This window comes from Aquabacterium sp. (genome assembly GCF_029946005.1).
Lineage (GTDB): Bacteria > Pseudomonadota > Gammaproteobacteria > Burkholderiales > Burkholderiaceae_C > Aquabacterium.
The window spans coordinates 22,584-48,982 of the sequence record NZ_JAQSDR010000011.1; the positions used below are offsets into that span (position 1 = coordinate 22,584).

22 protein-coding genes are annotated in these 26,399 nt (G+C 64.6%); 11 read left to right on the plus strand and 11 right to left on the minus strand.

What is annotated here, in order from left to right:
- Nucleotides 1-3 precede the first annotated feature (3 nt).
- Nucleotides 4-681: a DUF4194 domain-containing protein gene (locus tag PSV38_RS08085; RefSeq protein ID WP_300546427.1), complete on the minus strand. Its 678-nt coding sequence runs from the start codon at nt 679-681 to the stop codon at nt 4-6.
- A complete protein-coding gene (locus tag PSV38_RS08090) occupies nt 681-2,138 on the minus strand; it encodes a Wadjet anti-phage system protein JetA family protein (protein WP_300546428.1) in 1,458 nt (485 codons plus the stop codon). The genes PSV38_RS08085 and PSV38_RS08090 overlap by 1 nt, the downstream gene beginning before the upstream one ends.
- Before the next feature lie 154 nt (nt 2,139-2,292).
- Between PSV38_RS08090 and PSV38_RS08095 the strand changes: the two genes are divergently transcribed.
- Nucleotides 2,293-2,988, plus strand: coding sequence for a hypothetical protein (locus PSV38_RS08095; protein ID WP_300546429.1), 696 nt, complete (start codon nt 2,293-2,295; stop codon nt 2,986-2,988).
- Nucleotides 2,989-3,000: 12 nt separating this feature from the next.
- Here the strand turns inward: PSV38_RS08095 and PSV38_RS08100 are convergent, their stop codons facing one another.
- A complete protein-coding gene (locus PSV38_RS08100; protein WP_300546430.1) occupies nt 3,001-4,503 on the minus strand; it encodes a M20 family peptidase in 1,503 nt (500 codons plus the stop codon).
- Between the two features lie 130 nt (nt 4,504-4,633).
- Here PSV38_RS08100 and PSV38_RS08105 point away from each other — a divergent pair, with 130 nt between their 5' ends.
- A complete protein-coding gene (locus tag PSV38_RS08105; RefSeq protein ID WP_300546431.1) occupies nt 4,634-8,131 on the plus strand; it encodes a DEAD/DEAH box helicase in 3,498 nt (1,165 codons plus the stop codon).
- Nucleotides 8,132-8,142: 11 nt separating this feature from the next.
- Here PSV38_RS08105 and PSV38_RS08110 read toward each other — a convergent pair whose 3' ends face one another.
- Nucleotides 8,143-9,252, minus strand: coding sequence for a J domain-containing protein (locus PSV38_RS08110; RefSeq protein ID WP_300546432.1), 1,110 nt, complete (start codon nt 9,250-9,252; stop codon nt 8,143-8,145).
- Nucleotides 9,253-9,324: 72 nt separating this feature from the next.
- Nucleotides 9,325-10,707, minus strand: a complete 1,383-nt coding sequence (locus PSV38_RS08115) for a TAXI family TRAP transporter solute-binding subunit (protein WP_300546433.1) — start codon at nt 10,705-10,707, stop codon at nt 9,325-9,327.
- A 143-nt stretch (nt 10,708-10,850) separates the two neighbouring features.
- Between PSV38_RS08115 and PSV38_RS08120 the strand changes: the two genes are divergently transcribed.
- Entirely contained in the window at nt 10,851-12,218 is a 1,368-nt protein-coding gene (locus tag PSV38_RS08120) for a HipA domain-containing protein (protein WP_300546434.1), read from the plus strand.
- On the opposite strand, the gene PSV38_RS08125 is transcribed toward PSV38_RS08120, so the two are convergent.
- Both PSV38_RS08125 and PSV38_RS08130 read right to left on the minus strand, forming a co-directional pair.
- Nucleotides 12,215-13,393 (minus strand): aminotransferase class I/II-fold pyridoxal phosphate-dependent enzyme, encoded by a 1,179-nt coding sequence (locus tag PSV38_RS08125; protein ID WP_300546435.1) that lies wholly within the window; start codon nt 13,391-13,393, stop codon nt 12,215-12,217. The genes PSV38_RS08120 and PSV38_RS08125 overlap by 4 nt on opposite strands.
- Nucleotides 13,390-14,325 carry a class I SAM-dependent methyltransferase gene (locus tag PSV38_RS08130; RefSeq protein WP_300546437.1) on the minus strand — a complete coding sequence of 312 codons (936 nt, stop codon included), beginning with the start codon at nt 14,323-14,325 and terminating at the stop codon, nt 13,390-13,392. Before PSV38_RS08130 ends, PSV38_RS08125 begins: the two co-directional genes overlap by 4 nt.
- Nucleotides 14,326-14,396: 71 nt before the next feature.
- Between PSV38_RS08130 and PSV38_RS08135 the strand changes: the two genes are divergently transcribed.
- From PSV38_RS08135 to PSV38_RS08145, 3 genes are all read left to right on the plus strand, one after another.
- Nucleotides 14,397-14,747, plus strand: a complete 351-nt coding sequence (locus PSV38_RS08135) for a nucleotide pyrophosphohydrolase (protein ID WP_300546439.1) — start codon at nt 14,397-14,399, stop codon at nt 14,745-14,747.
- Between the two features lie 224 nt (nt 14,748-14,971).
- Complete coding sequence (locus PSV38_RS08140) at nt 14,972-15,484, plus strand: hypothetical protein (protein WP_300546440.1); 513 nt, start codon at nt 14,972-14,974, stop codon at nt 15,482-15,484.
- Nucleotides 15,485-15,590: 106 nt separating this feature from the next.
- Nucleotides 15,591-17,549 (plus strand): hypothetical protein, encoded by a 1,959-nt coding sequence (locus PSV38_RS08145; protein ID WP_300546442.1) that lies wholly within the window; start codon nt 15,591-15,593, stop codon nt 17,547-17,549.
- Nucleotides 17,550-17,689: 140 nt separating this feature from the next.
- Here the strand turns inward: PSV38_RS08145 and creC are convergent, their stop codons facing one another.
- Complete coding sequence (gene creC, locus PSV38_RS08150) at nt 17,690-19,063, minus strand: two-component system sensor histidine kinase CreC (protein WP_300546444.1); 1,374 nt, start codon at nt 19,061-19,063, stop codon at nt 17,690-17,692.
- Nucleotides 19,060-19,767 carry a two-component system response regulator CreB gene (gene creB, locus PSV38_RS08155; protein WP_300546446.1) on the minus strand — a complete coding sequence of 236 codons (708 nt, stop codon included), beginning with the start codon at nt 19,765-19,767 and terminating at the stop codon, nt 19,060-19,062. Before creB ends, creC begins: the two co-directional genes overlap by 4 nt.
- Before the next feature lie 92 nt (nt 19,768-19,859).
- Here creB and PSV38_RS08160 point away from each other — a divergent pair, with 92 nt between their 5' ends.
- Nucleotides 19,860-21,437, plus strand: coding sequence for a phosphatidylserine/phosphatidylglycerophosphate/cardiolipin synthase family protein (locus PSV38_RS08160; RefSeq protein ID WP_300546447.1), 1,578 nt, complete (start codon nt 19,860-19,862; stop codon nt 21,435-21,437).
- Between the two features lie 2 nt (nt 21,438-21,439).
- On the opposite strand, the gene PSV38_RS08165 is transcribed toward PSV38_RS08160, so the two are convergent.
- Nucleotides 21,440-21,907, minus strand: coding sequence for a hypothetical protein (locus tag PSV38_RS08165; RefSeq protein ID WP_300546448.1), 468 nt, complete (start codon nt 21,905-21,907; stop codon nt 21,440-21,442).
- A 151-nt stretch (nt 21,908-22,058) separates the two neighbouring features.
- Nucleotides 22,059-22,244 carry a hypothetical protein gene (locus tag PSV38_RS08170; protein ID WP_300546449.1) on the minus strand — a complete coding sequence of 62 codons (186 nt, stop codon included), beginning with the start codon at nt 22,242-22,244 and terminating at the stop codon, nt 22,059-22,061.
- Between the two features lie 144 nt (nt 22,245-22,388).
- Between PSV38_RS08170 and PSV38_RS08175 the strand changes: the two genes are divergently transcribed.
- The 4 genes from PSV38_RS08175 to PSV38_RS08190 all read left to right on the plus strand — a co-directional run bounded on the left by PSV38_RS08175 (nt 22,389) and on the right by PSV38_RS08190 (nt 26,284).
- Entirely contained in the window at nt 22,389-24,251 is a 1,863-nt protein-coding gene (locus PSV38_RS08175; RefSeq protein ID WP_300546450.1) for a DUF3857 and transglutaminase domain-containing protein, read from the plus strand.
- A 65-nt stretch (nt 24,252-24,316) separates the two neighbouring features.
- Nucleotides 24,317-24,607 carry a hypothetical protein gene (locus tag PSV38_RS08180; protein WP_300546452.1) on the plus strand — a complete coding sequence of 97 codons (291 nt, stop codon included), beginning with the start codon at nt 24,317-24,319 and terminating at the stop codon, nt 24,605-24,607.
- A 71-nt stretch (nt 24,608-24,678) separates the two neighbouring features.
- Nucleotides 24,679-25,596 (plus strand): MBL fold metallo-hydrolase, encoded by a 918-nt coding sequence (locus PSV38_RS08185; protein ID WP_300546454.1) that lies wholly within the window; start codon nt 24,679-24,681, stop codon nt 25,594-25,596.
- A gap of 34 nt (nt 25,597-25,630) precedes the next feature.
- Nucleotides 25,631-26,284 (plus strand): WHG domain-containing protein, encoded by a 654-nt coding sequence (locus tag PSV38_RS08190; RefSeq protein ID WP_300546456.1) that lies wholly within the window; start codon nt 25,631-25,633, stop codon nt 26,282-26,284.
- Nucleotides 26,285-26,399: the final 115 nt, after the last annotated feature.

A 26,399-nucleotide genomic window follows, 5' to 3' on the forward strand; every position in this document is an offset into this window, starting at 1 on the left:
TGATCAGGAGCCGGTGAGGTCGGTGGGCGGCGTGCGTGCGTGCATCAGCTTGAGCACGTCTTGCAAGGCTTCGTCGCTGACGAAGGACAGGATGGGGCGCAACACGCTCACGAGCGTGTCCATGTGGCCCAGGCCGTCGGCATCCTTGAAGCGGATCAGGCGGTGCTTTCGCAACTCGCGCAGCAATTGCGCGCGATCGGCCATCGACGAGGGCAAGGTCATGCCAAGCAGCGACACCAGGGTCTGCGACAGCTCTTCGAGGCTGATGGCCAGTTCCTGGTTGACCAGTTCGCGCTTGCCCGTGAGTGCCTCGGTGTAGAGGAAGCGCAGGGCCAGGGCGGCGGCGACGACGTCCTTCGAGAGGCGGGCACGCAGGCGCTTGACGCCGTCGTCATCGTCCTGGTCGTCGCCGGGTGGGTAGAGCCGCATCAGGTTGGCGTCCACGTCGTGCACCAGCGCGAAGCCCAGCATGTCGAACCACTCGCGCAGCAGCTCTTCGATGATGGTGGCGTCGTCGTACAGCGCCTGTTCGGGGCGGGAATGTTCACGCCAGAGGATGCCGTTGGCCAGCAACCGGTTGCAGACCTCGGCAAAACGCTTGCGCGAGACGCTGCCCGAGGCGCGTTGGGCCAGGCGCGCTTCCAGCAGGGTGTGGAATGACAGCTCGGTGTTCATCGTCATCACTGGGTGGCAGGATTGGGATCGCGTGGATGCAGTTCGAAATCATCGGCGATGAAGCTGCTGGTTTCGAAGCGCGTGGGCAACTTGTGGACCTGCCAATGGCTGCGGCCTTGCATGGACCGTGCTGCGCCCACCGCATGCAGAGTGGTCAGTACCTCGTCGGCATGGCCCGTGGCGAGCTGGGACAGGCGCAGTGCCCTGCCCTTGCCTTGCGTCTGGGCTTGAGCTTGGAGCGCGGCCAGCAGGCGACTTTCGCTGATGACAAAGGCTTCAGACTCGGCGCGGCGCATGGCGGCGTCGAGGCGGCTGTCAGGGAGGATTTGCCAGGCTGGGTCACTGCCTTGCGCTTCCTGGCGGTCACGCTGTGTCCAGCGCAGACCGGCGGTGGGCAGGCGCACCTCGGCGGTGGCCAGGCGCTGGCCCAGCGCATCGAGCCAGATACTTCGGGACGCGGCATCGGCGGCTTTGAGCCCGGCCAGGGTCAGGCCCATGGGCGACTCGGCACCGTAGTCGAGCGACAAGGCCTGGCGCAGCAGGCTGGTGAAGCGCCGCACATAGTTGTGCATTTCGCTGCGCAGCATGGGCAGCTTGATCTCGCAGGCAGAATCGATGAGGTCTTCGATGCGCTGGCACAGCCACAGCGTGGCGCCGCGCCCTTCCAGTCGGCCTTCGAGCCAGGCATCGCGCTGGCACAAGGCCGCATCCAGTTTGAGCAGCACCTCGGGCGGCCAGGCCCGGACGTGGTCCAGCAGCTCGATGATCTGGCTGCGGTGCCGGTCCACCGAATCGGCCACCAGGCGCACTGACATCTCTTTGCTGAAGCGTCGTTCGAGGAAGTCGTTGAACTCATCCCAGGCGAGCTTTTTGGTGAGGGCCTCGCGGGTGAGGGCCTGCATGAGCTGGCGGAAGTATTCGATGTCCTCCTGCAGGTCTTCGACCACGTGGTGGGCGTACTCGTAGGCGTCAAGCAACTCGTCTTCATCGCGGCTTTCCAGAAAAGCCTGGAGCGCCTTGCGGGCTGAACGCATGTTGCGCTGGCGCGTCTTGTGGCGGTTGTTGTCCAGCTCGGCGAAGGACTCGGAGAACACCTTGCCAGCGCGCGTGAGTTTGAGCGTGGGCCGCAGCTCGATGGGATCCTTGTAGTCTTCCAGCCAGCCGTGTTCCTTGAGGTTGCGCAGCAGCGCGAGGGCATAGTCGCGTTCGGCCTGCGCATCGACGGTTTCAAGTGATGCCAGAGCGCCTTCGCGGTAGGCGGGCTGGGCGATCACGCCTTGGATGATGTCCAGCACCAGTTCGCGGGTGAGCGCCTCGGCGTAGTCGGCATCGGGGCCGTGGACGCGCTCATGCAATTGGCGCAGGACGGCGGCGCAGGCTTCGCGGTCTTGCCAGTTCAGGGGGCGGAAGAAGTGCGTGGCGGGGCCGCGAAAAAAAAGGGCTGGGGTGGTGCTTGTGGCCATGCGCTGCTTCCCTGTTCTTCCTGCCGGTGCCTGGGGAGGATTCTAGAGGGCGCGGGAAACGCTTTTGGCCGTCACGGTTTTGTCATTGCGCTGTGGTCCAGTGCCTTGACTTCGCGTGCAGCTTAGAGCATGCGGTCTGTGCTGAAAGAATGCCATGTCGTCCAGCAATTCCTTCACCATGTTTCTAGCGCGGCGAAGGGCAGACCTTCGTCGAATTGCCGCTCGCACTTCAGGTGAATACAGCATCGAAGACGCCATGAGCGAAGCTTGGCTGATCGCCGACAAGATTGGCCGCCGCCGGGGCTTCCCTGTGGATTTTCTGGATAAAACCGATCAAGAACAGGTTCTTGGCTGGTTGCACAACGAACTGCTCCGGTATGCCGACAAGCAGATTCGGTATGCCGTCAAGCTGGACAAGGATTGGGACAAAGAGGAGCCTGACGCCGCGATCCATGCGCTGGCGCGATTGCTGACCGCACCCGAGGAATTCGATCCAGCGATTCACCTGCAGCTCACACAGGAATGCCATGATCCTTTGGCATTGATTCAGCACAGCTATTCGCAAGCCTCGGCGTACTTCATCTTGCTGGATCGATTCGACTGGAGCGCTGAAGAGCTTGCCGAACATCTTCGAATTGCAGTCGACACGTTGAGAGGCCGCATCAAATGGTTCGGAGCTTGGATCAGGCATCAGCCTTCATTGTTTGATCGCATCCAGCCCATCGATTTCGATTTCAACCCAACTTTGGCCAGGCGCTATGCATCACGCATTTCTGTTGAGTCTGGCAGTCATCAATGGGCATGGGAATTTGGGGCCGAGGCAGCCTCGAAAGCTCAGGAGCATCTCTAGCGCTGGGTTGATTCAACGCTCGTTGACATGGCGCAGCAGCCGCTCATAAAACTGAATCATCTCCCCATACTCCTTCACCCCAATCCGCTCATTCGTGCCATGAATGCGCGCCAAATCCTGGGCCGTCACATGGATCGGCCGAAACCGCAAGATGGTCTCCGCCAGGTCCGTGAAGTGAATCGAATCCGTGCCGCCAATCAGCAGCCCCGGCGCCACCACCGTGCCGGGCTGCAACTCACGCAAGCTGCGCGCCAAAGCCTGGTACCCCTTTGAATCGGTGCTGGAAACCGGGGCGGCCTCTGCGCCTTTGGGGTGGCGCTCCACGCTCACGTCCAGGCCTTCCACTACCTGCTGCACATGCTGGATCACGGTCTGGCTGGTGTCGCCCGGCAGCAGCCGGTAGTTGATGACCACCGTGGCCAGCCCAGGCACCACGTTCTCAAGCTCACCGGCTTTCAAGATGGTGGGCACGGCGGTGGTGCGCAGCATGGCGTCGGCGGCGGGGGTCTTGGCGAGTTCGCGCTCGACCAGTGTCCGCGTCAGCCACAGGTTGCTCAGCACCACGCGCATGGGGCCGCTGGCTTCAGCCGCCACGGATTCCATCATCTCGCGGGGCAGGCCTGCCAGGCGGCCGGGCATGGGGTGCGCTTCCAGGCGCTGCAGGGCCTCGGCCAGCACACCAATCGCATGGTGCTTGGGCGGTTGGCTGGAGTGGCCCGGTTGGCCCTTGGCGGTGAGCTTGAGCGTGAGGTAGCCCTTCTGAGACATGCCCACCAAAGCCACCGGCGCCTTCACGCCAGGCACCAGGCCGTGGGTGATCACCATGCCTTCGTCGAGCAGAAATTCGAGCTTGATGCCTTGCTCGCGCCACAGCTTGGCCACCTGCGCGGCGCCCTCGTCGCCGCCTACTTCTTCATCGGCGTTGAAGAGCAGGTAGATGGTCTGGCGCGGCTTGAACCCGGCTTGAACCAGGGATTCGACCGCTTCCATGATGGCCATCACGCTGGACTTGTCGTCCCAGGCGCCGCGGCCCCACACGAAGCCGCCCTGGATCGCCCCCGAGAAGGGCGGCACCTGCCAGTCCTTGTCCGTGCCCGGCGCCACGGACACGACGTCCTGGTGGGCCAGCAAGGCGATGGGTTTGGCCTTCGGATCCGTGCCTGGCCAGGTGTAGAGCATGGCGTGCTTGCCGATGATCTGCCGCATCAAGGTGGTGTGCACACCGGGGTAGATGTGCTGGATGAGGTGGCGCAAGCTTTCGAAGGCGGCCGCGTTGGCATCGGTGGCGGACCACACGGTGCGCAACTGAACGGCGGCGCTCAGACGCCGCGCCGCCGCTTCGGCATCGACCGCAACGCCGGGCCGGGGCTCGACCTGGATTTGCCGCGAAGGGAAACGCCAGGTTTGCCAAGCCAGGATCAAGGCCAAACCAAAGAGCAGACCGGCCAGGAGCCAGAGGATGCGCTTGATGAGGGAGGGCTGGCGGGCAGGTTGGCGCATCTGGCTTTCGGTCATGGATTGCTTCTTGGCGAACGTGCCTTGATTATCCTTCCACGACGCAAGGGGCCAGGCTTGGGGGGCCGCGGGAAAACCTTTGGCCATCACGCCATAATCACCGCGCCAAACGCTTTTCGGAATGTTGTCCATGTCGACCAAAGTCTCCTTGCCCCGTGCCACTGAGCTGGTCCATCTGTTCAACCTCAGCGCGTGGCAGCGGGGGCAGGCCTACGCCAGATCGGGGGCTGTGCTGTGGTCGGACATCCTGACCGAGCCTGACGCCCCTGATTCAGACTTCCAGATTTGTGGCGAGACGGAAGGCAGCCAATCCGAGCCTTACGAGCAGGACATCCACCTGTGGCGCCCGGACAAAAGCCGATGGAAGGTGGTAGGCGACTGCACCTGCCCCATGAGTTTCAACTGCAAACATGTCGTGGCGGTGTTGGTCGATGCCTTGGGCAAGGACTGGTTCAGCAGCGATGAGCCGCTGTGGCCACTCGGCCTGATTGACGCCAAGCCTTCAGTCCACGAGCCATTGAACCGCTGGCTGGCTCAAACGGAAAGCCAACTGGCGGCCGAGGCCCCGCCTTTGGCGCTAGCGCCATCGCAGCAGGCAAGCCTGTCCCGCCTTGCCGCGCAAGCTGAGTTCGATCATCTGGTGGTGCTGGACGTCTGCCACTTGCCGAACCGGTCAGGCCGATGGCTCACGCTGTGGCCCGGCAAGGCGCGTTGGCTCAAGAACAAGCCGGGCGAGCTGGGCAAGGTCAGCCAACCGAGCATCTATGCAGGCTCAACGTTGAGCCCCTACGACGGCCAGGGCCGCGTCTTCGAGCTGTTGCGCCGCTGGCATGCGGGGCAGGCATCCGGCGCCGTCTGGCGTACCAATGACTCGGCACCGGTCTTGCCCCAGCAGGCTGTGCGTGACGAAGTCGGTGCCGTGGTGCTGGAGCAAGCGGCCCGAGCGGGTGAACTGGTGCTGTTGACCCCTGACCGCCTGATCTTGCAACGCATCCGGTGGGGCGAAACCTGTCGGCTCGATTGGGCCTGGTCGCCAACGGGCGGTGCTGACGGGGCTGAGCCGCAGTGGCAGCTGGCCCCCGATCTGGGCTCGCCGTCGGCAGAGCTGTTCATGGGCGAGCCGATGCTCTACATCGACCGGCAGGCGGGCGTGTGCGGGCGGGTCGATGCGCAGGCGGTGGACGTGAAGACGGCGCAGCGCTGGCTGGCCGTGCCAGCCATGCAGGAGGCCTGGATGCGCGAGCAGTCCCTGCGCCTGGCCAAGCTGCTGCCACCTTTGCCGGAGGCCGTGCGAGGTGAGGTGCTGCGCGACATTCGCGGCGTGGCGCCCACGCCGTGCCTGAGCATCCACGCTCACCCGCAGCCCAAGGAGGCGGTGTTCCAGATCGAGCTGGCGTTTGATTACGATGGCATCTCGGGCGTGTGGGTGGCACATGATCCCGACCTGCAGGCGATCGACACCCCTGAAGGCAAGGTACACCTCTGGCGCGACGTGATGGCCGAATTCGATGCCATGGCGCACCTGATGACGGCCGGGTATCGGGCCCTGGTGCCAACGCAGCCCACGTGGTGGCAGGCCCAGCCGGGTGACCGGCCTTCGCCCCATGAGCGTGACCTGGCCTTGCTGGACGATGACTTTGCCGAGTGGCGCGAAGCGGGCTGGCACATCGAGGTGGACGAAGCGCTGCAAGCCGGCCTGATGCGCGATGGCGTGCTGGACTTGGCCCTGCAAGGGCAGTACCCCGATGCCACCGAGGCCGACAACGACTGGTTCAGCCTCTCGCTGGGTTTTTCAGTCGATGGCCAGCGCTTCAACTTGTTGCCTTGGCTGCCCCAATTGATCGGCCGCTGGTCGAACTGGGAGGCGCAGTCGCAACAAGGCAAGCCTTGGCCCCTGCACACCTGGTTGACCGACGAGTCGGGCCAACCCTGGCGCGTGCCCACCGAGCCGTTGCGCCCCTGGCTGGGCGCACTCATGGAGCTGACGCAAGAGCGTGGCCGCTCGCTGGCGGGCGATGCGCTCAAGCTGGACCGCTTTGAAGCGCTGCGCCTGGCGTCGGTCGAAGCGGCGCCGGGGCAGCAGGCCCTCGGTTTGTCGGCAGGCGACGCGAATTCCTTGGCGGGCCTGGTGTCGGTGCTCAAGCAACCTGATGGCTTGCCGATGGTGGCCCCACCCGAAGGCCTGCAGGCACAAATGCGGCCGTATCAACAGCAAGGCCTGAGCTGGTTGCAACTGCTGCGGCAACACCGCCTGGGTGGTGTGTTGGCCGACGACATGGGCCTGGGCAAGACCTTGCAGACCATCGCCCACTTGCTGCTTGAAAAGCAGGCGGGCCGCTTGACTGCCCCGGCCCTGATCGTGGCCCCCACCAGCCTGGTCGGCAACTGGCGCAGCGAGTTGCAGCGATTCGCGCCAACGCTGTCGGCCTTGGTGCTGCATGGACAGCACCGCCACAACGCCTTCACCCGATTGGCCGATCACGACGTGGTCATCACCACCTACCCCTTGTTGCTGCGTGATGAAGAGGTGCTCACCAAGCAGACCTGGTCCACCGTGGTGCTGGACGAGGCCCAGGCCATCAAGAACTCAAAAACGCGACTGGCCGCCATCGTGATCGAGTTGCGGGCTAAGCAGCGCCTGTGCCTCACGGGCACGCCCATGGAGAACCACCTGGGCGAGGTCTGGAGCTTGTTCCACTTCTTGATGCCCGGCTACCTGGGCCACGAGACGCGCTTCAAGCAGCTGTTCCGCACGCCCATTGAAAAGCATGGCGACACCCAGCGCCTGGCCTTGCTGCGCGCGCGCCTGCAGCCCTTCATGCTGCGGCGAACCAAGGCGGCGGTGGCCACCGAACTGCCGCCCAAGATCGAGGCCATCGAGCACATCGAACTGCAGCCCGCGCAGGCCAATCTGTACGAAGTGATCCGCGTGGCCACCGAGGCCAAGGTGCGCGAAGCCCTGCAGAGCAAGGGCCTGGCCCGCTCACAGATCGCCGTGCTCGATGCCTTGCTCAAGCTGCGCCAGGTGTGCTGCGACCCGCAATTGGTGCCGCTGGAGGCCGCCAAGAAAGTCAAGGCCTCGGCCAAGATGGACTGGCTGATGGAGAACCTGCCCGCCATGATCGAAGACGGCAGGCGGGTGCTGGTGTTCTCGCAGTTCACCTCGATGCTCACCTTGATTGAAAAGGCGCTGGCCAAGACTTCGCTGACTTGGGTCAAGCTGACCGGGCAGAGCCAGAAGCGTGAAGACATCGTGGCTCGCTTCACGTCGGGCGAAGTGCCTTTGTTCCTCATCAGCCTGAAGGCCGGCGGCGTGGGCTTGAACCTGCCGCAGGCCGACACCGTCATTCACGTTGATCCCTGGTGGAACCCTGCGGCGGAAGACCAGGCCACCGACCGGGCTCACCGCCTGGGCCAGCAAAGCACCGTGTTTGTCTACAAGCTGGTGGCCCAGGGCACCCTGGAAGAACGCATTGTGGCCATGCAAGAGCGCAAGGCGGCGTTGGCCCAGGGCCTGCACGGGGATGCCCTGGCGGGCGCCACGCGCTTGACCGAGGGTGAACTGGACTGGCTGCTGCAGCCGATTGGGATGGTGGCCAAGCAGGGCGAGTTGGCCCGCCTCGGTTGAGGGCCTAGGCCTCAAAACCAATCGTTCGACAAGGCATCGATCCCGAACCGCTCCTGTTCTCGCTTGATCCAGCGCTTGGTGGCCGCGCGGTCTTTGAAGGTCAGCAGATCGCGCTCAAAGTCCATCTGCGCATGGCTCAACTGCGCCACTTGAAAGTCGACAACCTTGATGAGTTTGTCGGGATGCAAGGGCAGGCGGGGCGGCAGGCCGAGGTCCATGCGCAAGCCCTCTTCCAATCGGCGGGTTTCGAACTGGATGTCCGCCAGTTGCTCGGCCAGGGCTTTGTTGTAAAGCTTGAGCCGCGCCGGGGCGGTGCTGGCCATGCTGTTGGCGTCGATCTGGGCGGTCTCCATTTGCAGGCTCAGCAGCGCCATCAGGTCTTTGTTGGCATAGGCCTGGTTGGCGCGCTGCATCAAGGCCGTCTTGGCTTCGCGCTTGTCGGCGTCGGGCTCGCGGTCGGGGTGCAAGGCGCTGGCCAGCTTGCGGTAGATCTCGCGCAGGGACTGGTTGGTGAGCTCGGCCTCGGCCTGTTTTTTGGCCTGCGCTTTGCTCAGTTTGGCCTGGGGCTGCGCACCGTGGCCCATCGCCTCGGCCTCTGCAGCTCGCGCCGCCAATTTTTCTTGCATGCGGGCCATCAACTCCTCTTCAGGCTGGTCTTGCGCATCGTCGCCCAGGTCAATGCCCGCGATGTCTTGCACCATGTCGATGAAGGCCTGGCGGTCTTCGGCTTGCGCGTCCTCAAAAAGGTGGTCGGCGTGCTTGTCGTACAGCGTGCGCATCTCTTGCGCTTCGTCCTCGTCGAGCTGGCCGATCACCGCGTCAATGGCTTCACACAAAACATCTTGCAAGGTTGATCGCTCGGCCTTCTTCCAACCTTTCTCGTCAAGCAACAGGTCGACCGCACGAATCCAGCCGACCTGCGTGGCTTGGAGCGTGCGCGCCAGTGGCAGCACGCGCTCTTGCCGAACGCTCAAAAACGGCGGCAAGTTGGCGTGCCAGGCGGCCAGTTTGGCGCGAGCCTTGTCGATCTGCTCGGTGAGTTTGTTGAAGCGCTTTTGCTCTGGGCTAAGCAAGGCCGAGGCCGACGTGGCGATGATCTGCAGGGTTTGCTGAGGTTTCATGGGGGTCAATTTTGCCAGCCCAAGACGCGGTCGGCCCTCGGCGTCGGCGCAAGATTGCAACCAGCGGGAACGCTAGGCCGCATCCGCCATGCGGCCACCCGCCCGTCCCAACAACCGTCTCCGCGTCCGCTCAATGTTGTTCCGCAAGGCGTACAACTCATCCGCATGCGCCAGCGGCACCGTGATCTGCGCCGCCACGCGATCAAGTTCGTCCAGCTCGTTGAGCAGCCCGGTGGGGTCGGCATCACCATCTTCCATGTGTGCCTCCACCTGCTGCAGGCGCGCATACCAGCGGAACACGCGCTGGCGCACGCGGTAGGTGTACAGCGGCGGCACCACGCGTGACAGGGGCAGCAGCAGCACGATCAAGCCGCCGATGACCAGCCACATGCGTTCGAGCAGGTTACTGGCCCAGAAGGGCAAGTAGCGCTGATAGAAGGGCGGCGTGCCGTTGATGGCGCGGTCGCCCTCGGGGCTGACGGGCAGCTCGCTGGTGCGGGTGTTTGGAAAATCTCGCACGCCATTGAACCAGCCTGCGCCGCCATGGATCCTTTGAGCCGATTGCGCGAACAGCTGGCGCAAGGCGGGGTGGGTGTCTTCGCGCGTGAGCAAGGCCGTGGTGGCGGCGAGCAGGCCGATGCTCTGGGGCGGCAGCTCGCTGGCCAGGTCCACCATGCCGCGCGGCAGCGTCACCGTTTGCAGGAAGGGCAGGCGCCGGGACAAGGCATCCGCCTGGGGCAGGTCGGCCAACGCGATGCCGGGCTGCTTCAACAGGCGCTGCACGACCGGGGATTCTGGCGCGGTGACCAGCACCAGCACGTCGAGTTGGCCCGCCTGCAGGGCCTGAGCGGCGGCGTCCGGGTCCATCTCGCTGGCGGTGACGGCATCAGGCGTCAGGCCATTGGCTTCGAGCAGGCGGCGCATCAGGTCGGGCACGCCACTGCCGGGCTGGTCCATGTTGACGCGCAGGCCGCGCAACTGGGTCAGCGAGGTGAGTGGGGTGTCTTGGCTGGCGCCCTTGTTGTTGCTTGCCGCACCGTTGAGTGCGGCGGGGCGGTAGAACAGCCACAGCGGTTCGTAGAACAGCGCGCCGAGCGACATGATGTCGGCGTTGGCGCGCTCGCCCATGTTGCCACTGCCGCCACGCACGAAGGCCACGTCGGCACGGCGTTCGCGCAGGGCTTGCAGGTTGCCCACCGGGCCATCGGTGGGCAACAGCTTCACCTGGATGCCGTCGCGCGCCAGGGCCTGGGCGTAGCGTTGGCCGAACTCGGCATAGGCGCTGCCCGCGGGCCCGGTGGCGAGCGTGACGGTGCGCGGGGGTTGCGGGTCGAGCCACCAGTAGGTGCCCGCCAACAGGCTCAAGGCCAGCAGCAGCACCGGGCCGGCCGAGGCCAGCATGTCGCGCAGCGAGAGCAACACCAAAAGCAGGGCTTGTTTGATTTGACGGGTCATGGCGGGATGAAAAAAAGCGCTGACGGACTGTATGCCAGGAAAAAGGCCATGCTGGGCCATGGCACCAGCGGTGCCCCGCATGGTCAAAACTAGAATTACTCTGTAAAATAAAATGAACTATTCACGGAATATTCAGATTGGCCATGGTTTCAGGATCTGAGCACGACCATTCCCAGCGAATCAAGGAGTTGGAGCGCCACATGCGCTCCGGCCCCCGCTCGGCTCAAGAGTTGGTGAATGCGCTCGGCATCAGCCAGCCGACCCTGTCGCGAACTATTCAAGCCTTTCCTGCCCTGTTCACCACCTTCAGGGTGTCGGGTGACCGAACCCCCAAATACGGCCGCTTGCGCGACCTGCCCGGGGGGCTCAACCCGCGTCAAACGATTTTCAGGATTTCGAACACGGGCGCCATGGAGACCTTTGCCGAGGTCGAGTTCCTGACGGGGGGCGCAACCCTGGAGCGAACACCCGCGAAGACCACCATCCTGTACGAAGGTTTGCCGCCGTACATGGCCTTCTCATCGCCTTCCGGCTTCCTGGGGCGGCAAGTGGCCCGTGCCGCGTCCGCCCTGGACACGCAGTTCCCCGAGAGCCTGAAGGACTGGGGCGACGACCACCGCATTGCCTACCTTTTCACCCGTGGGCTGAACCTGGCGGGCAACCTGGTCTACGGCACCGCTTCGCTGCAGCGAGAGATGGATTTCCGCCATCTGGCGCCCACGCCCCAGGCGCAGAAGCTGGCCCACTATGTGGACATGGCGAACCAGCTCAAGGATTCGGCCCATGGCTCCAGCGCGGGCGGTGAGCAGCCCAAGTTCCTCAGCCTGGTGGAAGACATGGGGCATGCCATTGTGAAGTTCGCCCGGCGCGGCAGCCGCATGGCGGAGCTGTTGCCCTTCGAGCACCTGGCCTTGCAGTCACTGGCCGCTGTCGGCGTGCCTGCGTCCAAGACCCAGCTGCTGGCCTCCAACGATTACGTCTTCCTGGAGGTTCAACGCTTTGACCGGATCGGGGCCCACGGGCGCGTTGGGATGCTGTCTGCGGGCGCCATCGATGACGAGTTTTTTGGCGCGCGAGACACCTGGTCGGAGTTTGCCGCGCGCTGCCAGCAAGCCAGGTACCTGTCGGCGGCGGACGTGTTGCATGTGGATGTGATGGCGGCTTTCAGCGAGCTCATCGGCAACACCGATCGGCACTTCGAAAACATCTCGGTGCTGCTGGGCGAAGACGGCGAGTACAGCGGCATCGCACCGGCCTACGACATCCTGCCCATGCGTTACGCGTCGATCGGCGGCGGGGTGGACCCGGCCTTGACGCCCATCGTGCCCAAGCTCAGCACCATTGGCGCCAAGCCCGACGTCTGGGCCTTGGCGGCCCAAGCCGCGCATCGATTCTGGGCCGCGGTGCAGCAGGGCCAACTGGACCTGCCGGTGTCCCAGGACTTTCAGCGGCTGGCGACTGAGAACCTGGCGGTGGACCGGGCCTTCCTGGTGCCTTTGCTGCCAGCTTAAACCGTGGCCATGAAGCGCTTGAGCCTGTGCAAGCCTTCGTGCAGATCGGCCTGCGAAGCTGCGTACGACAAGCGCACGTGGCGCGACGCACCACTCACGCCAAAGTCATGCCCGGGGGTCAAGGCCACATGGGCTTCTTGCAGCGCGCGCTCGCAAAACTGCATCGCATCCAGCCCGGTGCCGCTCACGTCAATGTAGACATAGAACGCGCCATCCGGCGGCACGGGCACGGGCAGGCCGATCTGTTCAAGCCCTTGCAGCACCAGCGCCCGCCGCTCGGCGAACTCTTGCTTGCGCGCCTCGCACACCGCGATGGACTCCGGCGTGAAGCAGGCCAGCGCGGCCATCTGCGCTGGGGTGGGCGCGCAGATGTAGTAGTTCTGGGCCAGGCGCTCCATCGCGGGCGCCAACTCGTCGGGCACCACGGCCCAGCCCAGGCGCCAGCCCGTCATGCCGAAGTACTTGGAAAAGCTGTTGATCACACAAGCGCCCGCATCAAAGGCCAGCGCGGTTTGTGCGGCCTGCCCGGAGGCCGCATCCACATCACTCAGGTTCAGGTAGATCTCGTCGACGATGCGCCAGGCACCGTGCTGACGTGCCCAATCGCAGATGGCGACGAGTTCGGCGGTCGGCACCGAGGTGCCCGTGGGATTGGACGGCGTGGCGATCATCAGGCCGCGTGTGCTTTCGCTCCAGTGGCGCTGCACGGCGGCCAGGTCCAGCTGGAAGCGCGAGGCCGCGTCGGTGGGCACCAGGCGCACATCGGCACCAAAACCGTTCAAGAATTGCCGATTGCAGGGGTAGGACGGGTCGCCCACCAGCACCTCGTCGCCTGGGTCCACCAGCGCGGCCGTGAGCAGCAGCAGTGCAGCCGAGGCCCCGGCCGTGACGACCACGCGCTCGGGACTGATGTTCACGCCATGCGCTTGTTGGTAGAAACCGGCGATGGCCTCGCGCAAAGCGGGCAGGCCCAGGGCGCCGGTGTAGGGCAAGGGGGTGTGGCTGCCGGCGACGCGTTGCAGCTCGGCGCGCACGGCGGGGGGCGCGCCAAAGTCGGGCTCGCCCAGGTTGAGTCGGATCACGCGGTGGCCCGCAGCTTCGAGCGCGGCGGCGCGCTTGCCGAACTCCATGGCCAAAAAGGGCGCGATGGCTTGGGCGCGTTGGGAGATCTTCACAGCGAGGGGGCCTTGTAAACCAGCACCTTCAAGGCGCGATCGCTGGACACATCAGCGTACACCGCCGGGTTGGCCACGCGTTCCACAAAGGCCAGCTCCGGTGCCAGCGCTGCCATCTGTTCTTGCAAGAACGCCGCGCCAAGCCTGGGCGAGTTCAGGCACAGCAGGGCGTGCCCATCCGGTGCCAGCAAATCAGGCAGTCGGCGCATGAGCTTGGCGTAATCCTTCTCGGCCACGAAGCTGCCTTTTTGATAACTGGGTGGGTCCAGGATGATCAGGTCGTAAGGGCCCCGGCGGCTGATCGTGCCCCAGGACTTGAAGATGTCGTGCGGCAAAAAACTGGCATCGCTGCTCAAGCCGTTGAGCTGGTGGTTCTGCTTGCCGATGGAGAGGGCGCCGCCGCTCATGTCCACATTGATCACCTGCCGGGCACCGGCTTGCAAAGCCACCACCGAGAAGGCGCAGGTGTAGGCGAACAGGTTGAGCACTTTCTTCAAGCCTGGGCGGGCCGTGATGTGTTCGTGGACCCAGCGCCGACCCTCGGCCATGTCCAGGAAGAAACCGTGGTTCAGGCCCCTGAGCAAGTGCACCCGATAAAGCGCGCCTTGTGCGCTGACCACGTGGGGATCGGGCACCTCGCCTGACAATAGGCGCGTTTCTGCGCGAGCATCGTCGCGGGTCTGGAGCGCGAAATTGAACGCCTGGCCTGGCGCGATCCGGCCCCAGCGTTGCGCCAGGGCCGCCTGGATGGGGGCCAGTTCTTCATCGTTCACCGGTTGGAAGCTGGTCAACAGCCAGACGGGCGTGAAGTAATCCAGCGACCATTGCTCGCAGCCTGGGAACAATCCGCCTCGGCCATGGAAGACGCGTTGGGCCTCGGCGGGCAGCTCGAGGGTGGCGATGGCATCGAGCAAGGCTTGGAAGGGGATCACGGATAGGCTGCAAAATGAGGGTGACCGGCATTCTGCCTGTGCTGGCGTTTTCACGGACATCGCCTGAACCCATGAATGACCCTCTCCAACAACTGGCCCAAGACTTGACCCAGTTCGCGCAAGCCCGCGATTGGGGGCCGTTTCATTCGCCGAAAAATCTGGCCTCGGCCTTGACAGTGGAAGCCAGTGAACTGCTTGAACACTTCCAGTGGCTGACCGAAGAACAAAGCCGCCAACTCGACGCCGACAAGCGCCAGGCCGTGGCTTTCGAGATGGCCGATGTGCTGCTCTACCTGGTGCAGTTGTCATCGGCCTTGAACATTGACCTGATGGAGGCGGCCCGCCGCAAGATGGTGATCAATGCGCAGCGGTATCCCGTCGAGCAATCACGCGGCAACAGCAGGAAGCACAGCGAGCTGTGAGCCAGGCGAGGGATCCGTCAAGGGCTGAAACCCCCGGGGGCCCAACAGCATATCGCCGGATCGTGGACTTGTGCCGCCACGTTGCAGGAAAACCCCGGATCGGGTTTTCAATGCCAATTTGAGCCACCAAAGTGGGCCCGATTTCTGCATGATGGTCATCAGTGGCCCTTGCAATGCCGCAGGGGCACCTTCCTGAAACCGATCGATCTCACGGAGGATGGCGCATGAACTGGCTTGACAATGTATCGTCAGACAGCGATCAACGGATTGCCCCCGCTTGCTTGTACCAGGGCCACTGGCGACACCGCCTGAACCCCCATGGCGACCTGCTGATGTGCCGTGTGGTGATCGACGTGGCCGAGCCACGGGTGGTGGCCGCCCAAGTGATTGAACATGGCCTGGTCGAAGACCTGGACGCCAGTGACCTGGAAGAATTGAGCCAGCTGATGTTGGCCCAGGAGGTGCATCACCGTCCCTCGGCCTGGGGCTTCACCGCTTGCGCCATGCTGCCGCTGTGGGCCAAGCCCACCTTCAGCGAAGGTCAGATCGAAGAGATGGAGCGCATCCAGGGCTACCTGATCGATGCGCCGGACGACTCGGTGGACACCGTGCTGCAATTGCGTGACCAGTTTCTGCAGGGCATTGGCATGACCTGCGAAGACGTGCACCGGGCGGTGCGGCAACCCAATGAGTACGGCACAGGCCAACGCAGGGGCGGGCGCGGCCTGGCCAGCTGAGCTCAACGAGAGACTTCACCCCCACTTCACACACCTCATCAAGACCTCACACCAGCCCATCAGACTGAACTGATTGATGGGCTGGTTTGCAAAGAGGTGAGCTTGCATGGGTGCGGTTGAAGCTGATGATGAATGGGCGCTGCTGCCGCCTTGCACGCGGCTCTGGGGCCCGGCCACCACGCGCCAACTCGCGCGCTTGCTGGGTGCATACCTCACGCTGGTGGCGCTGGGTTCGGCCTTGCTGCTGCTGGCCCGCCAAGATGCACTGCAGATCTTCGGCCTGGGCCTGTTGTTGCCAGGTGCAGGCTTCCTTGCGCATGCTGACATTTGCACCAGCAGCGGCATCGGGCATGGGTTGGCGGCTTTGTGCAGCCTCGGGGCCTTTGCTTTCTCCTTGCTGATCTGGTTTGGCACGGGCAACCTGCTGGCCCCGCCAGTGGTTTGGCTCACCTCGGCCGTGTGCGCCGCCAGCATGCGCCATGGCGCCATCCAGGGCGGGCTGCTCAAAGTTGTGTATGCGTCGATGGGCTGGGCGGCCTTGGTGCTGGCGTTGACGATGCTGGCCTGGTTCGCGTTCGCACGCCGACAAAGGCGCCTCGACAACGGCTACCTTGACCAGCAAAGGGGGCGCCTCGGCCAGGTCTTCACGGCACCCCCACCACGGCGGGGTGAGCTGCCGGAAATGTCGTTGGCGCACCTGCAGCGCCTGCGCTTCGCGCTGGACCGGGCCCTGCAAGCGGATGAGGCCTTCGAGGGCTTCGAGCAGCGCGACCAGTTCCAGACTGCCGCCTTGCGCTACCAGCTCAACTTTCTGGGCTACGGCCTGGCCTTGACGCAGGCGCGTTTTACACCGGCCTTCACGGGCTACGCCAGGCAGGCCCAGCGCCAGCTGCTGCTCAAGCAGGCACACCACCGGGTCTGGGCCTATTGGGCCTTGGAAAATCGCTGGGGAAATCTGCGTGGCGACCCGGACCCGGTGGCCCGAGAGAACATCATGTACACGGGCTTTGTCGCGTTGCAGATGGCCTTGTATCAGGCCAGTACTGGCTGCACCGAGTTTTCAAAGCAGGGTGCGCTGCGCCTCACCCATCCCCGGGGGCACAGCTATGCGCACGACTTCGCTTCCCTGACGGCCAGCCTGACGCGGGCCTACCAGCCATCGCCCTACTACCTGATCGCTTGCGAGCCCAACTGGGTCTACCCCCTGTGCAACATGATGGGCGCCAGCGCTGTGCTGGCCCACGATGCCCAGCACGGGCTGAGCGAGTGGCGCGCCCATGCCATGGCATTTCGCCACCACCTGGAGGCGGAGTTCCTGGACGGCATGGGCCGCTATGTGCCCTGCCGTTCGGCCCGCACTGGTCTGGCCTTGCCGGCCATCGGCGGTGCCATGCCGCTGGCCATGCCCTGCTATTTCTTGAACGCGCTGGCGCCTGATCTGGCGCGTCGCCAATGGTTGCTGCTCAGGCGCCGTTTGTTCGATGGCGGTGGCCGCTTCAGGCGCCGAGCGTTCTGGCCCATCGATACGGGGAACTATGGCTTCTCAAGGGCCAGCGCTTACACCGCCACGGCCTTGGCCGCCGCTGAACTGGGTGACGAGTCCGTGGCCGCACATTGCCTGGCCGCCTTGGAAGACGAGTGCCCGAGCACGCTCAAGGATGGCGTCATTCACCGGGCCAAGGCGTCGGTGTGGGCGCATGGGGTCGAATTGATGGCGCTGGCGGGTGCTCGCGATGGCTTCAGGCAACTGATCACCGCCCCACTGGCCACCGCTGGCGCCGAGGAAGGCCGCAGCCCCAGGCTGGAGGGCCTGCGCTACCCCGATGTGTTGGTGGCCTCGGCCCACGCTGATGCGTCCACCGGCTCGCTGCAGGCGGTGCTGTACGGCGGGCTGGGCGATGGTGTCCAACGCGTGACGGTGTCGGGCCTCCGGGCGCACGCGCGCTATCGCGTCAAAGGGGCTGGCGTGGATCAGGTTCAGGCAGATGGGCTGGGCAGTGTGTGCCTGGTGGTGCCGCTGTTGGGGCGGACCTGTTTAAGCGTGAGCCCGCTGGAGGCGCACTGATGGCTTGCTGCGTGTTGATGGCAGCCACCTGGTGTGTCGCCATGGGTTTGAGGGCTTGGCTGACAGGCGCCTTGGGCCGCCCAGGCCAAGCGCAGGCGTGGCGTTTGAGCAAAGAGGATGACATCGCATGAAACAGGGTTTCACACTGCCAGGCCCAGGCCCGATCCCTTGCGAGGTGTCTCGCCGGGTGCGGTGGGGCGGGGTGTGGAGTAGAAGCGCTCGCCCAGGCGAGCCAGGGCGTAGTCGGGCACACCGGGGCCATGGTCGCGCACCGACAGCTCGATGTGGCCCTTGCCCCGCGTCATCGTGACTTCGACCCGGCCACCGGGGCTTGAAAAGTCCACGGCGTTTTCCAGCAGGTTGCTGATGGCCATGGCGAGCAAATCGGGCTCGCCTCGTACGGGGGCCAGGCCGTCCATCGGATGCCAGACCAGGGCCAGTTGGCGTTGCTCCAGGCGTGCTGTGGCGGCTTGGATGGCCTGCTCAACGCACATACCCAGGTCCAGCATCACCTGGTGGTCCAGGCTGTGGCGGTGTTCGAGCTTGGACAGCTCCAGCAGCCGCTCGACGAGCACGTGCAGGCGGTCGGCCTGGTCGCGGATCTGCTGGGCAAACAGGTGTCGGTCGGCAGCGGGCAACTCTTCCTGCAGCAGCTCGGCCGCACCGCCGATGGCGGCCAGCGGGCTCTTCAACTCGTGCGTCATGGCGCGCACCAGTTGCTCGACATGCTCGTGGCCATCGAGCCGATCGCGCATGGCCTCCATGGCCTGGGCCAGGTCGCCCAGTTCACCCGGCAGTTCAGGCGGCGGCTGCCGCTGACCCAGCTGCACATGCTGCGCGTAGTGGCGCAAGCGGCGCACCGACCACACGATCCAGCCGGTGACGGCCACGCCAATGGCCAGCGACAGGCCCAGCAGCCAGAAGCCTTTGACCAGGATGTCGCGCTCGGCCCGGTGGATGAACTGCTGCACCGTGCTCATGGGTTTGGCCACGGTCAACACACCGACGATGCGCGTGCCCTGCTTGACGGGCGCGGCCACGTACATCACCGAGCTTTGATCGTCGCTGTAGACCAGGCGCGTGGAGCGGGCGCCGTACTCGCCGCGCAGGGTGCGCGTCACATCGCGCCATTGCGAGTAGTCCTGGCCGGTGGCGGGTGGCACGTTGTCGCGAAAGCCGGTGTCGAACACCACGCGACCGCTGACGTCGGTCAGGTAGATGCGAAAGTCCATGGTTTGCTTGCTCAGACCCCGGATGCGCGCGTCCACTGGCCGGGCTGCGTAGTCCTTCACGCGCAGGGCAAAGCGGCTTTGGTCCAGCGTGCCGCCAGCGGGCAAGGCGGCCAGGTCATCCACGGCCAGCTCGGCCAGGATGTTGGCCGTGTCCACCATCATGTCTTCCATCACCTCGCTGACGCTGGGGCGCACCTCGGCCACGAACACGCGCATCACGAAGAAGGCCGCGATGCCCGTGATCAGGAAGAAGCCCAGCAGCAGGCGCAGGCCGAGTTTCACAGGCGCGCCGGGTCGATGGCGTAGCCCAGGCCACGGTGGGTGACGATCAGCTCGACATCGCCGCAGGCCTCGCGCAACTTGGCGCGCAAGGTCTTGATGTGGGTGTCCACGGTGCGGTCGGTGCTGTCGGCGTCCAGGCCCCACACGGCGTCCAGCAGGGCCTCACGCGACCAGATGCGGCCGGGCACCTTGAGCAAGGCCATCAGCAGGCCATGCTCGCGCCGGGTCAGGGGCAACCAGGTGTCGCCATGGCGGATGCGCTGGCCAGCTTCGTCGCAAACCAGGGTGGCTTCGTCGCGCTTGGGTTCTGGCGTGGGGGTGTGTGCCGTGCGGCGCAACAAGGCACGCAAGCGGGCGCACAACTCGCGCGTGCTGAAAGGCTTGGTCAGGTAGTCGTCGGCGCCCAATTCCAGGCCCAGCACGCGGTCCAGCTCTTCACCACGCGCGGTGAGCATGACGATGGGCAGGCGGCCATTGCGGACCGCATCACGCCGCAGGTCGCGGCACAGGTCCAGGCCACTGCCATCGGGCAGGCCCACATCGAGGATGGCCGCCGCGTAAGGGTGTTGCGGATTGGCCAGCTTGTGCATGGCTTCGCGCACCAGCCCCACGTGGTCAACCGTGAAGCCTTCACGTTCTAGCGCATAGGCCACGGTGCGGGCAATGGCCGGGTCGTCTTCCAGCAGCAGCAAAGGAATCGTCATGCCGGAAATTGTGCCAGTGAAGCACCCTCACCTGAGCGCACGTGTCGGGCCGTTCTGCTACGCTGGCCGTTCAACATGTCCCTTGATCCCCCATGACCTCATTCATGCTGATTGACGCCAACGCGGTGCCTTGCAGCATTGCCCGATGGGCACGCCGCCTGCTTTGGGTGCTGAGCTTGGCCACCTTGACCACGGCCTGTGCCAGTTTGCCCGAGCCAGTGCCCCGCCCCGACGCCCACGCCTTGGCCGACTACAAAGCGACCGAACTGGGCCGCCTGACAAGTGCGAGCGCCCCTGGTCCCGACGTGTCGGGCCTGCGCCTGCTGGCGTCGGGCGATGACGCCTTGGGCTCGCTGGCCGCCCTGGCCGACAACGCCCGCCATACACTCGACCTGCAGTACTACCTGATCCACAGCGATGGGTCTTCGCGCAGCCTGATGCAGCGGGTGCGCGCGGCCGCCGATCGGGGCGTGCACGTGCGCTTGTTGCTCGACGACCTGAACACGGCCGGGCAGGACCAAGGCCTGCTGCGCCTGACGGCCCATCCCAACATCGAGGTGCGCCTGTTCAACCCCTTCCCGGCGGGACGGATCGGCACCATCAGCCGCTTGCTGGCGTCCATCACCGACATGAGCCGCATCAACCACCGCATGCACAACAAGATGTTTGTGGCCGACAACACCCTGGCCATCACGGGGGGGCGCAACCTGGGCGATGCCTACTTCGTGCAAAGCAAGGACAGCAACTTCCTGGACATCGACATGATCGTGGCGGGCCCCGCGGTGCGCGCCTTGTCGGCCACGTTCGACCGATTCTGGAACGACCCCATGGCCTACCCGGTCACCGCCTTGGTGGACCCATCCACCTTGACCGGGCCCGCCTCCCAGGCCGATGCCGCCAGCAAGCCGACTGTGGCCCCGGTGGTGATCCCCGACACGGACTTTGCCCGCGACCTGAAGCAGGGCCGCTTGAAACTGGTGTGGGCGCGGGCCACGGTGTTGGCCGACAAGCCCTCCAAGATCCAGAGCGAGGGCCAACCCACCAACGCCGAAGCCATTGCCGACGATGTGGACCGCCTCATCCGCTCGGCCCGTGAGGAGCTGATCGTGATCTCGCCTTACTTCGTACCAGGTGTGCGGGGGCTGGAGCTGTTCAAGGGCTTGCGGGATCGGGGGGTGAAGGTGCGCGTGCTGACCAATTCACTGGCCACGACCGACGCGCCTGCCGTGCACATTGGCTATGCCCGCTATCGGACGCAGTTGCTGGCCATGGGCGTGGAGCTGCACGAGTTGCGGCCCCTGCTGAATGCCCGGCAGGCCAAGCTGGGTTCGTTTGGATCCTCGCACGCGTCATTGCATGCCAAGGTGGTGGTCATGGATCGGCAGCGTGCCTTGGTCGGGTCCATGAACTTGGACCCACGCTCGGCCAAACTCAATTCAGAGATGGGCGTGCTGATGCACAGCCCGGAGATCGCGCAACAACTGGCCCTGCTGTTTGACGAGGTGAGCCGGGGCAGCTACCACCTCTCCTTGGGCGATGGGCAGCGGGTGCAATGGAACACCACGCCACCCGATCCCGCTTTGCTGGATCAGAGCGAACCAGAGGCCAAAGCCTGGCTCAAGTTTGGCATCAAGCTGCTCTCGCCCTTTGCGCCTGAAGAGATGCTCTGACCTCAGTCACGGCCATGTTTGCCGTGACCGTTGCCATGGCCATTGCCGTGACCCTTGTCCTTCTTGCCCCCTCGGTCATGGTCATGATCATGGCGGTCGTCACGGTTGTTCCAGCCAGGACGGCCGTTGCCGGGGTGCTCATGCTGCCAGCGGTTGCGCACCCATTGTTCTTGCACGAAGTAAACCGGCTGGCCGCAAGCCTGGTAGCGGCCGCAATAGCGACGCCAGTTTTGCTGGTGCGCTGGTGGCACGTACAGGTAGATGGGGCGGCGCTCATAGACCACGGCGGGCGGCGCGATGATCACCGGCTGGGGGTAGACCAGTTGAGGCTGACCATAACCGCCATTGCCAATGTCGATCCGGCCGTACACCCCGGGTTGGTTGATGCCGATGGACACCCCCACGTTGGTTTGCGCCATCACGGGGGTGATGGCACAAGCGGCCAGCGCCAAAGCGAACAGTTTTTTCATGTCGGTCTCCTACAGTCGGTCATGTTGTCTCAAACGCGGCCAAGCGCCGTGTCGAGGACCGGGTCTCGCCCGGTGCCAGTATCTTCACAGATTTTTGCAAAAACAGGCTTGCATTGGCGCTTTGCCGCAGCGGCTTGGGGTTGCCCCTGTTTTATTTTGACGCCGCGGCCGAGGCGGCACGCGCGGGCACTTCGTGTTTGTGGGCTTTGCCATCGTGCTTCTTGGCAACCGCGCCGCTGGCGGCCACTGCGGGGGCCGAAGCCGGGGCGGCAGGTTGGGCGAATGAGCTGGCGGCGAAGGCGGTCAGCACGGCAGCGAGGGCGAGGGTCTTGGTCATGTGGGGGTCTTTGGGATGATTGAGGATGTTGATTCAACGCGCTCCAGACCCCCCGCGTTGACGTGACGAAAGGTAAACACCGCATTCAAGCCCCAAGGCATTCGGTTAGATTGCGGGCTTGCATGGGCTCCAACGGAAAACACTTTGAAATCCAATCATTTGCAAGCCATGGCCCTGGTGGTCGCACTGACCTGGTCTGGCGCCACTTGGGCGGCCGACACGGCACAAACGCCATCCCTGGCCTCGCGCGTGACGCACTATGCCGCCAACTACACCGTCAACCCGGATGGCTCCCACCGCGAAGACCGCGCGTGGTCCATGGCCGTGTTGAAGCCTGAGATGGTGGCCGGGGCCAGCCGCACCTCCGTGTCCTACGACCGCCAGCTGCAAAAGGTCACCGTGACCGAGGCCTACACACGCAAGGCCGATGGCCGACGCCTGAAGGTGCCCAAAGCCGGCTTCAAGGACGCACCCGACACCACGTCAGGCCTGCAGGACCTGAGCATTGTGTTTCCTGACGTGGCGGTGGGCGACACCGTGGTGCTGGCCTACCGCGTGACCACCAGCAAGCCCTTGTTCGCCGGCCAGTTCTCGATCAACGAGAGCTTTCCCAAGACCGATGCTTACGATGATGTGAGGATCAAGATCGACGTGCCTGCCAGCATGTGGTCACAAGACCAGGCGCGTGGCTTCCGTGAGGTCAAGCGTGCCGAGAAGGCGGGCCGCAAGGTGGTTGAATGGGCCTGGGACAACCCGCAACCCCTCAAGAGCGCGCCGCCCAAGCTGTCGGGCCACGAGCTGGAAGAAGAGGCCGGGGTGCTGTTCTCCACCTTCCGCAACCAGGGCGACCTGGCCAAGGCCTATGGCGTGCCCGCCCAAGCCAAGGCTATTGTGACGCCCAAGGTTCGGCAACTGGCCGAGCAGATCACGCAGGACGTCAAGCAAGCGCCCCGCGAGGTGGCCAAGGCCCTGTACGACTGGGTGACCCTGAACATCGGCAACACCGGGCCGTGCCTGCGTCTGGGCTCGGTGGTGCCCCACGACGTGGACGCGATCCTGGACAAGCGCACCGGTGACTGCAAGGACCACGCGACCTTGTTGCAAGCCCTGTTGAAGGCCAAAGGCATTGCCAGCACCCAGGCCCTGATCAACGCGGGCACGGCTTACAGCTTGCCCAAGGTGCCGGTGGCGTCTCTGGTCAACCAGGTCATCAACCACATCCCCAGCCTGGACCTGTACCTGGATACCACCGCAGACAGCGTGCCCTTCGGCATGTTGCCCTTTGCCGATGAAGGCAAGCCCGTGCTGCTGGCCGATGGCCACAAGGATGGCCTGAAGACGCCCGTGTCGCCGGTGGGCTTCAACCAGCAGGTCATGAAGACCGAGGTGATCGTGCAGGCCGATGGCTCGGCCTCGGGCACGGTGGACGTGGCCCTGCGCGGCTTGTTCGCGGTGAACGCCCGCATGCGTTTGCGCCAGCTGACGCAGGTGCAGTCGGCCGACATGGTCAAGACCTTCTTCGAGTCTGGTGGCCAAAAGGGCAGTGGCAGCATGGTCAAGGACAACGCCCGTGCCTTGCGCGACACCTATGGTTACCGCACGCAGTTCAAGGTTGACCAATGGGTGAAACTGCCCGGGCCCGGCAGCTTCACCATCACGCCCATGTTCTACAGCGAAAGCCCGGTGGCCGACTACGTGGCGGCCGCCAGCCAGGTGGTGGACGAAGCGGTGGAAACCGCCTGCTCCAGCGGCCATTCGATCGAGGAATACCGCTATCAGTTGCCGGCCAATATGCGCATCGACCAGTTGCCCAAGGACGTCAAGCTGGACAGCGACAAGCTGTCGTACAGCGCCACCTACCAGTTCAAGGAGCAGGTGTTGACCGTCAAACGCGTGTTTGACGACCGCACGGTGGGCAACGTCTGCACCCCAGCCCACGCCCAGGCTTACAAGGACTTTGCCGCCCAAGCCGTGCCGGATTCCACGGTGCAGGTGGTTTTCAAGTAAGCCGGGCTCAACCTGAAGGGGGTCTGAGCCGTTATCCGAAGTGAAACCACTCACGGAGAAGGCTCATGGGCCAAAAGACGACCGCTCAAACCCTGCGCGCCCAATTGATGGCGCCCGAACCCATCCAGCGCGTGCATGCCCTGCACGCCCTGGAGCTGGAGGTGGTCGAGGCCCCGCACGCGGTGGCCGAAGAGCTTGAAGCCTTTGCCGCGCGCGGCATCCCCTACTACGCCCCTGAAGAACCCGCCTACCGTGAGTGGGTGGGCAAGGCCGTGGCGTACTGGGAGCAACTGCAAGCGCCCAAGTCGGTGCCCCGCATGACCAGCGCCCGCGCCCGCGCCCGCCGCGCTGCCTGAATCGGCTTGCCCACGGCAGGCGCCGCCCTGCCGTAAGATCGCCCCCACTGCACATGGCAGGGCTGGGGTGAATGGACATGCAACTGCCGGATGGCATCCAGGTGTTGGAACGCGGTTGGCTGTCGTCCAACCACATCGTTTTTCACGATCCCGAGCTGCCCACGGTGGTGGACACCGGCTATGGCAGCGAGAGCGCCCAGACCCTGGCGCTGATCCAGGCCGCCCTGCGGGGCCAGCCCTTGCAGCGCATCATCAACACCCACCTGCATTCCGACCATGCAGGTGGCAATGCCGTGTTGAAAGCGCATTTCCCCGCTTGCCAGATCATCATCCCGCCCGGCCTGCAAGATGCCGTGATCATGTGGGATGAAGTTCGCCTGAGCTACACCCCCACCGGCCAGCACTGCGAACGCTTCCTCCATGACGCGGTGCTCACCGTGCCCGGCACCCTCCGGCTGGGCGCGCATGAGTGGCAGGTGCTGCCCGCCGCCGGGCACGATCACGACATGGTGATGCTGTGGTGCGAGGCCTGGGGCATCCTGATCTCGGCCGATGCCCTGTGGGAAAAAGGCTTTGGCATCATCTTCTCGGAGCTGGTGGGCGAGCCCGGCTTTGCCCGCCAGCAAGCCACGCTGGACCTGATCGCGCAGCTGTCGCCCAGGCTGGTCATCCCTGGCCATGGCGCGCCTTTCACTGAGGTCGATGCCGCTCTGCAAACGGCCCATTCGCGCATCCAGTGGCTGATGGACGACCCCAAGCGAAACGCTGACAACGCCATCAAGGCCTTGCTGGCGTTCAAGCTGATGGCCCATCAGCGCCTGAGCCTGGCCGACATTGCCCAGCTGATCCAGCAAAGCCAGATCTTCAACACGGTGGTGCACGACCACTACCCGCACGATCCGGCCATGCTGAGCGAGCGGTTTGCGCAACAGCTGGTGAAGGTGGGTGCCGCTGCGCGTGATGGTGATGATCTGGTGCTAAAAAGCTGAACAAGCCCCATCAACAAAAACGGAGACCGCATTCGTGACCCAGAGCGTGAAGGAGCTGCGCAAGCAACGTGAGGCCGAACAGCGCCGCAAAAGCATCATCAAGGTGGTCCGCAAGCTGATCAAGAAAGGCGGCCTGGGCGAGATCTCGTTGCGCAAGGTGGCCGAGCTGGCGGGTTATTCCACGACGGTGGTTTATTCGCTGTTCGAGGACAAGGCCATGCTGATCTCGCAGGCCATGGGCGAAGACCTGCTGGAGCTGACCAACGCCATGCGCCGCGCCAGCGAAGCGCACAGCAAGCCGCTGGACCGCCTCCGCGCCATGGGCCGTGCCTATGTGGACTTCGGCCTCAAGCACCCGGACGAGTACGCCTTTGTGTTCATGCAAAAGCGCCCGCACGCGGCCAATGAAGTGGCCCAAGTTCAGCATGGCGATCCGGCCGAAGACCCGTATGCCTTTTCGCGCACCTTGTTCGCGCAATGGGCGGCCACGGGCGAGGTGTCCAGCGTGGACACCGACGTTGACCTGATGACGCAGATCTACTGGGAGGGGATCCACGGGTTCACGGCGCGTCAGCTGGTGATGGGGCCGGATGATCCTTGGTTCCCCGAGGTGCCCAATGAGCGGCACTTGAGCACCCTCATCGAGGTACTGTTGACGGGATTGGTGCGGCACTTTGCGGTTCGGTAGGGCCTGCGGCTGGTGGTGGCTTGCGGTGGGCGGGTTGCTTTGTCTGGGCATCGCGGGGCGGGGATGAGTCGGAGGCGGGCGGGGCTCCTATGGTGGCGGTCCACCGCGTAGCGGC

Excerpts from the sequence above, each read along its gene's own strand:
- PSV38_RS08085 (WP_300546427.1), bottom strand. The coding sequence starts at position 681 with ATGACGATGAACACCGAGCTGTCATTCCACACCCTGCTGGAAGCGCGC.
- PSV38_RS08090 (WP_300546428.1), bottom strand. The coding sequence starts at position 2,138 with ATGGCCACAAGCACCACCCCAGCCCTTTTTTTTCGCGGCCCCGCCACG.
- PSV38_RS08095 (WP_300546429.1), top strand. The coding sequence starts at position 2,293 with ATGTCGTCCAGCAATTCCTTCACCATGTTTCTAGCGCGGCGAAGGGCA.
- PSV38_RS08100 (WP_300546430.1), bottom strand. The coding sequence starts at position 4,503 with ATGACCGAAAGCCAGATGCGCCAACCTGCCCGCCAGCCCTCCCTCATC.
- PSV38_RS08105 (WP_300546431.1), top strand. The coding sequence starts at position 4,634 with ATGTCGACCAAAGTCTCCTTGCCCCGTGCCACTGAGCTGGTCCATCTG.
- PSV38_RS08110 (WP_300546432.1), bottom strand. The coding sequence starts at position 9,252 with ATGAAACCTCAGCAAACCCTGCAGATCATCGCCACGTCGGCCTCGGCC.
- PSV38_RS08115 (WP_300546433.1), bottom strand. The coding sequence starts at position 10,707 with ATGACCCGTCAAATCAAACAAGCCCTGCTTTTGGTGTTGCTCTCGCTG.
- PSV38_RS08120 (WP_300546434.1), top strand. The coding sequence starts at position 10,851 with ATGGTTTCAGGATCTGAGCACGACCATTCCCAGCGAATCAAGGAGTTG.
- PSV38_RS08135 (WP_300546439.1), top strand. The coding sequence starts at position 14,397 with ATGAATGACCCTCTCCAACAACTGGCCCAAGACTTGACCCAGTTCGCG.
- PSV38_RS08140 (WP_300546440.1), top strand. The coding sequence starts at position 14,972 with ATGAACTGGCTTGACAATGTATCGTCAGACAGCGATCAACGGATTGCC.
- PSV38_RS08145 (WP_300546442.1), top strand. The coding sequence starts at position 15,591 with ATGGGTGCGGTTGAAGCTGATGATGAATGGGCGCTGCTGCCGCCTTGC.
- creB (WP_300546446.1), bottom strand. The coding sequence starts at position 19,767 with ATGACGATTCCTTTGCTGCTGCTGGAAGACGACCCGGCCATTGCCCGC.
- PSV38_RS08160 (WP_300546447.1), top strand. The coding sequence starts at position 19,860 with ATGACCTCATTCATGCTGATTGACGCCAACGCGGTGCCTTGCAGCATT.
- PSV38_RS08165 (WP_300546448.1), bottom strand. The coding sequence starts at position 21,907 with ATGAAAAAACTGTTCGCTTTGGCGCTGGCCGCTTGTGCCATCACCCCC.
- PSV38_RS08170 (WP_300546449.1), bottom strand. The coding sequence starts at position 22,244 with ATGACCAAGACCCTCGCCCTCGCTGCCGTGCTGACCGCCTTCGCCGCC.
- PSV38_RS08180 (WP_300546452.1), top strand. The coding sequence starts at position 24,317 with ATGGGCCAAAAGACGACCGCTCAAACCCTGCGCGCCCAATTGATGGCG.
- PSV38_RS08185 (WP_300546454.1), top strand. The coding sequence starts at position 24,679 with ATGGACATGCAACTGCCGGATGGCATCCAGGTGTTGGAACGCGGTTGG.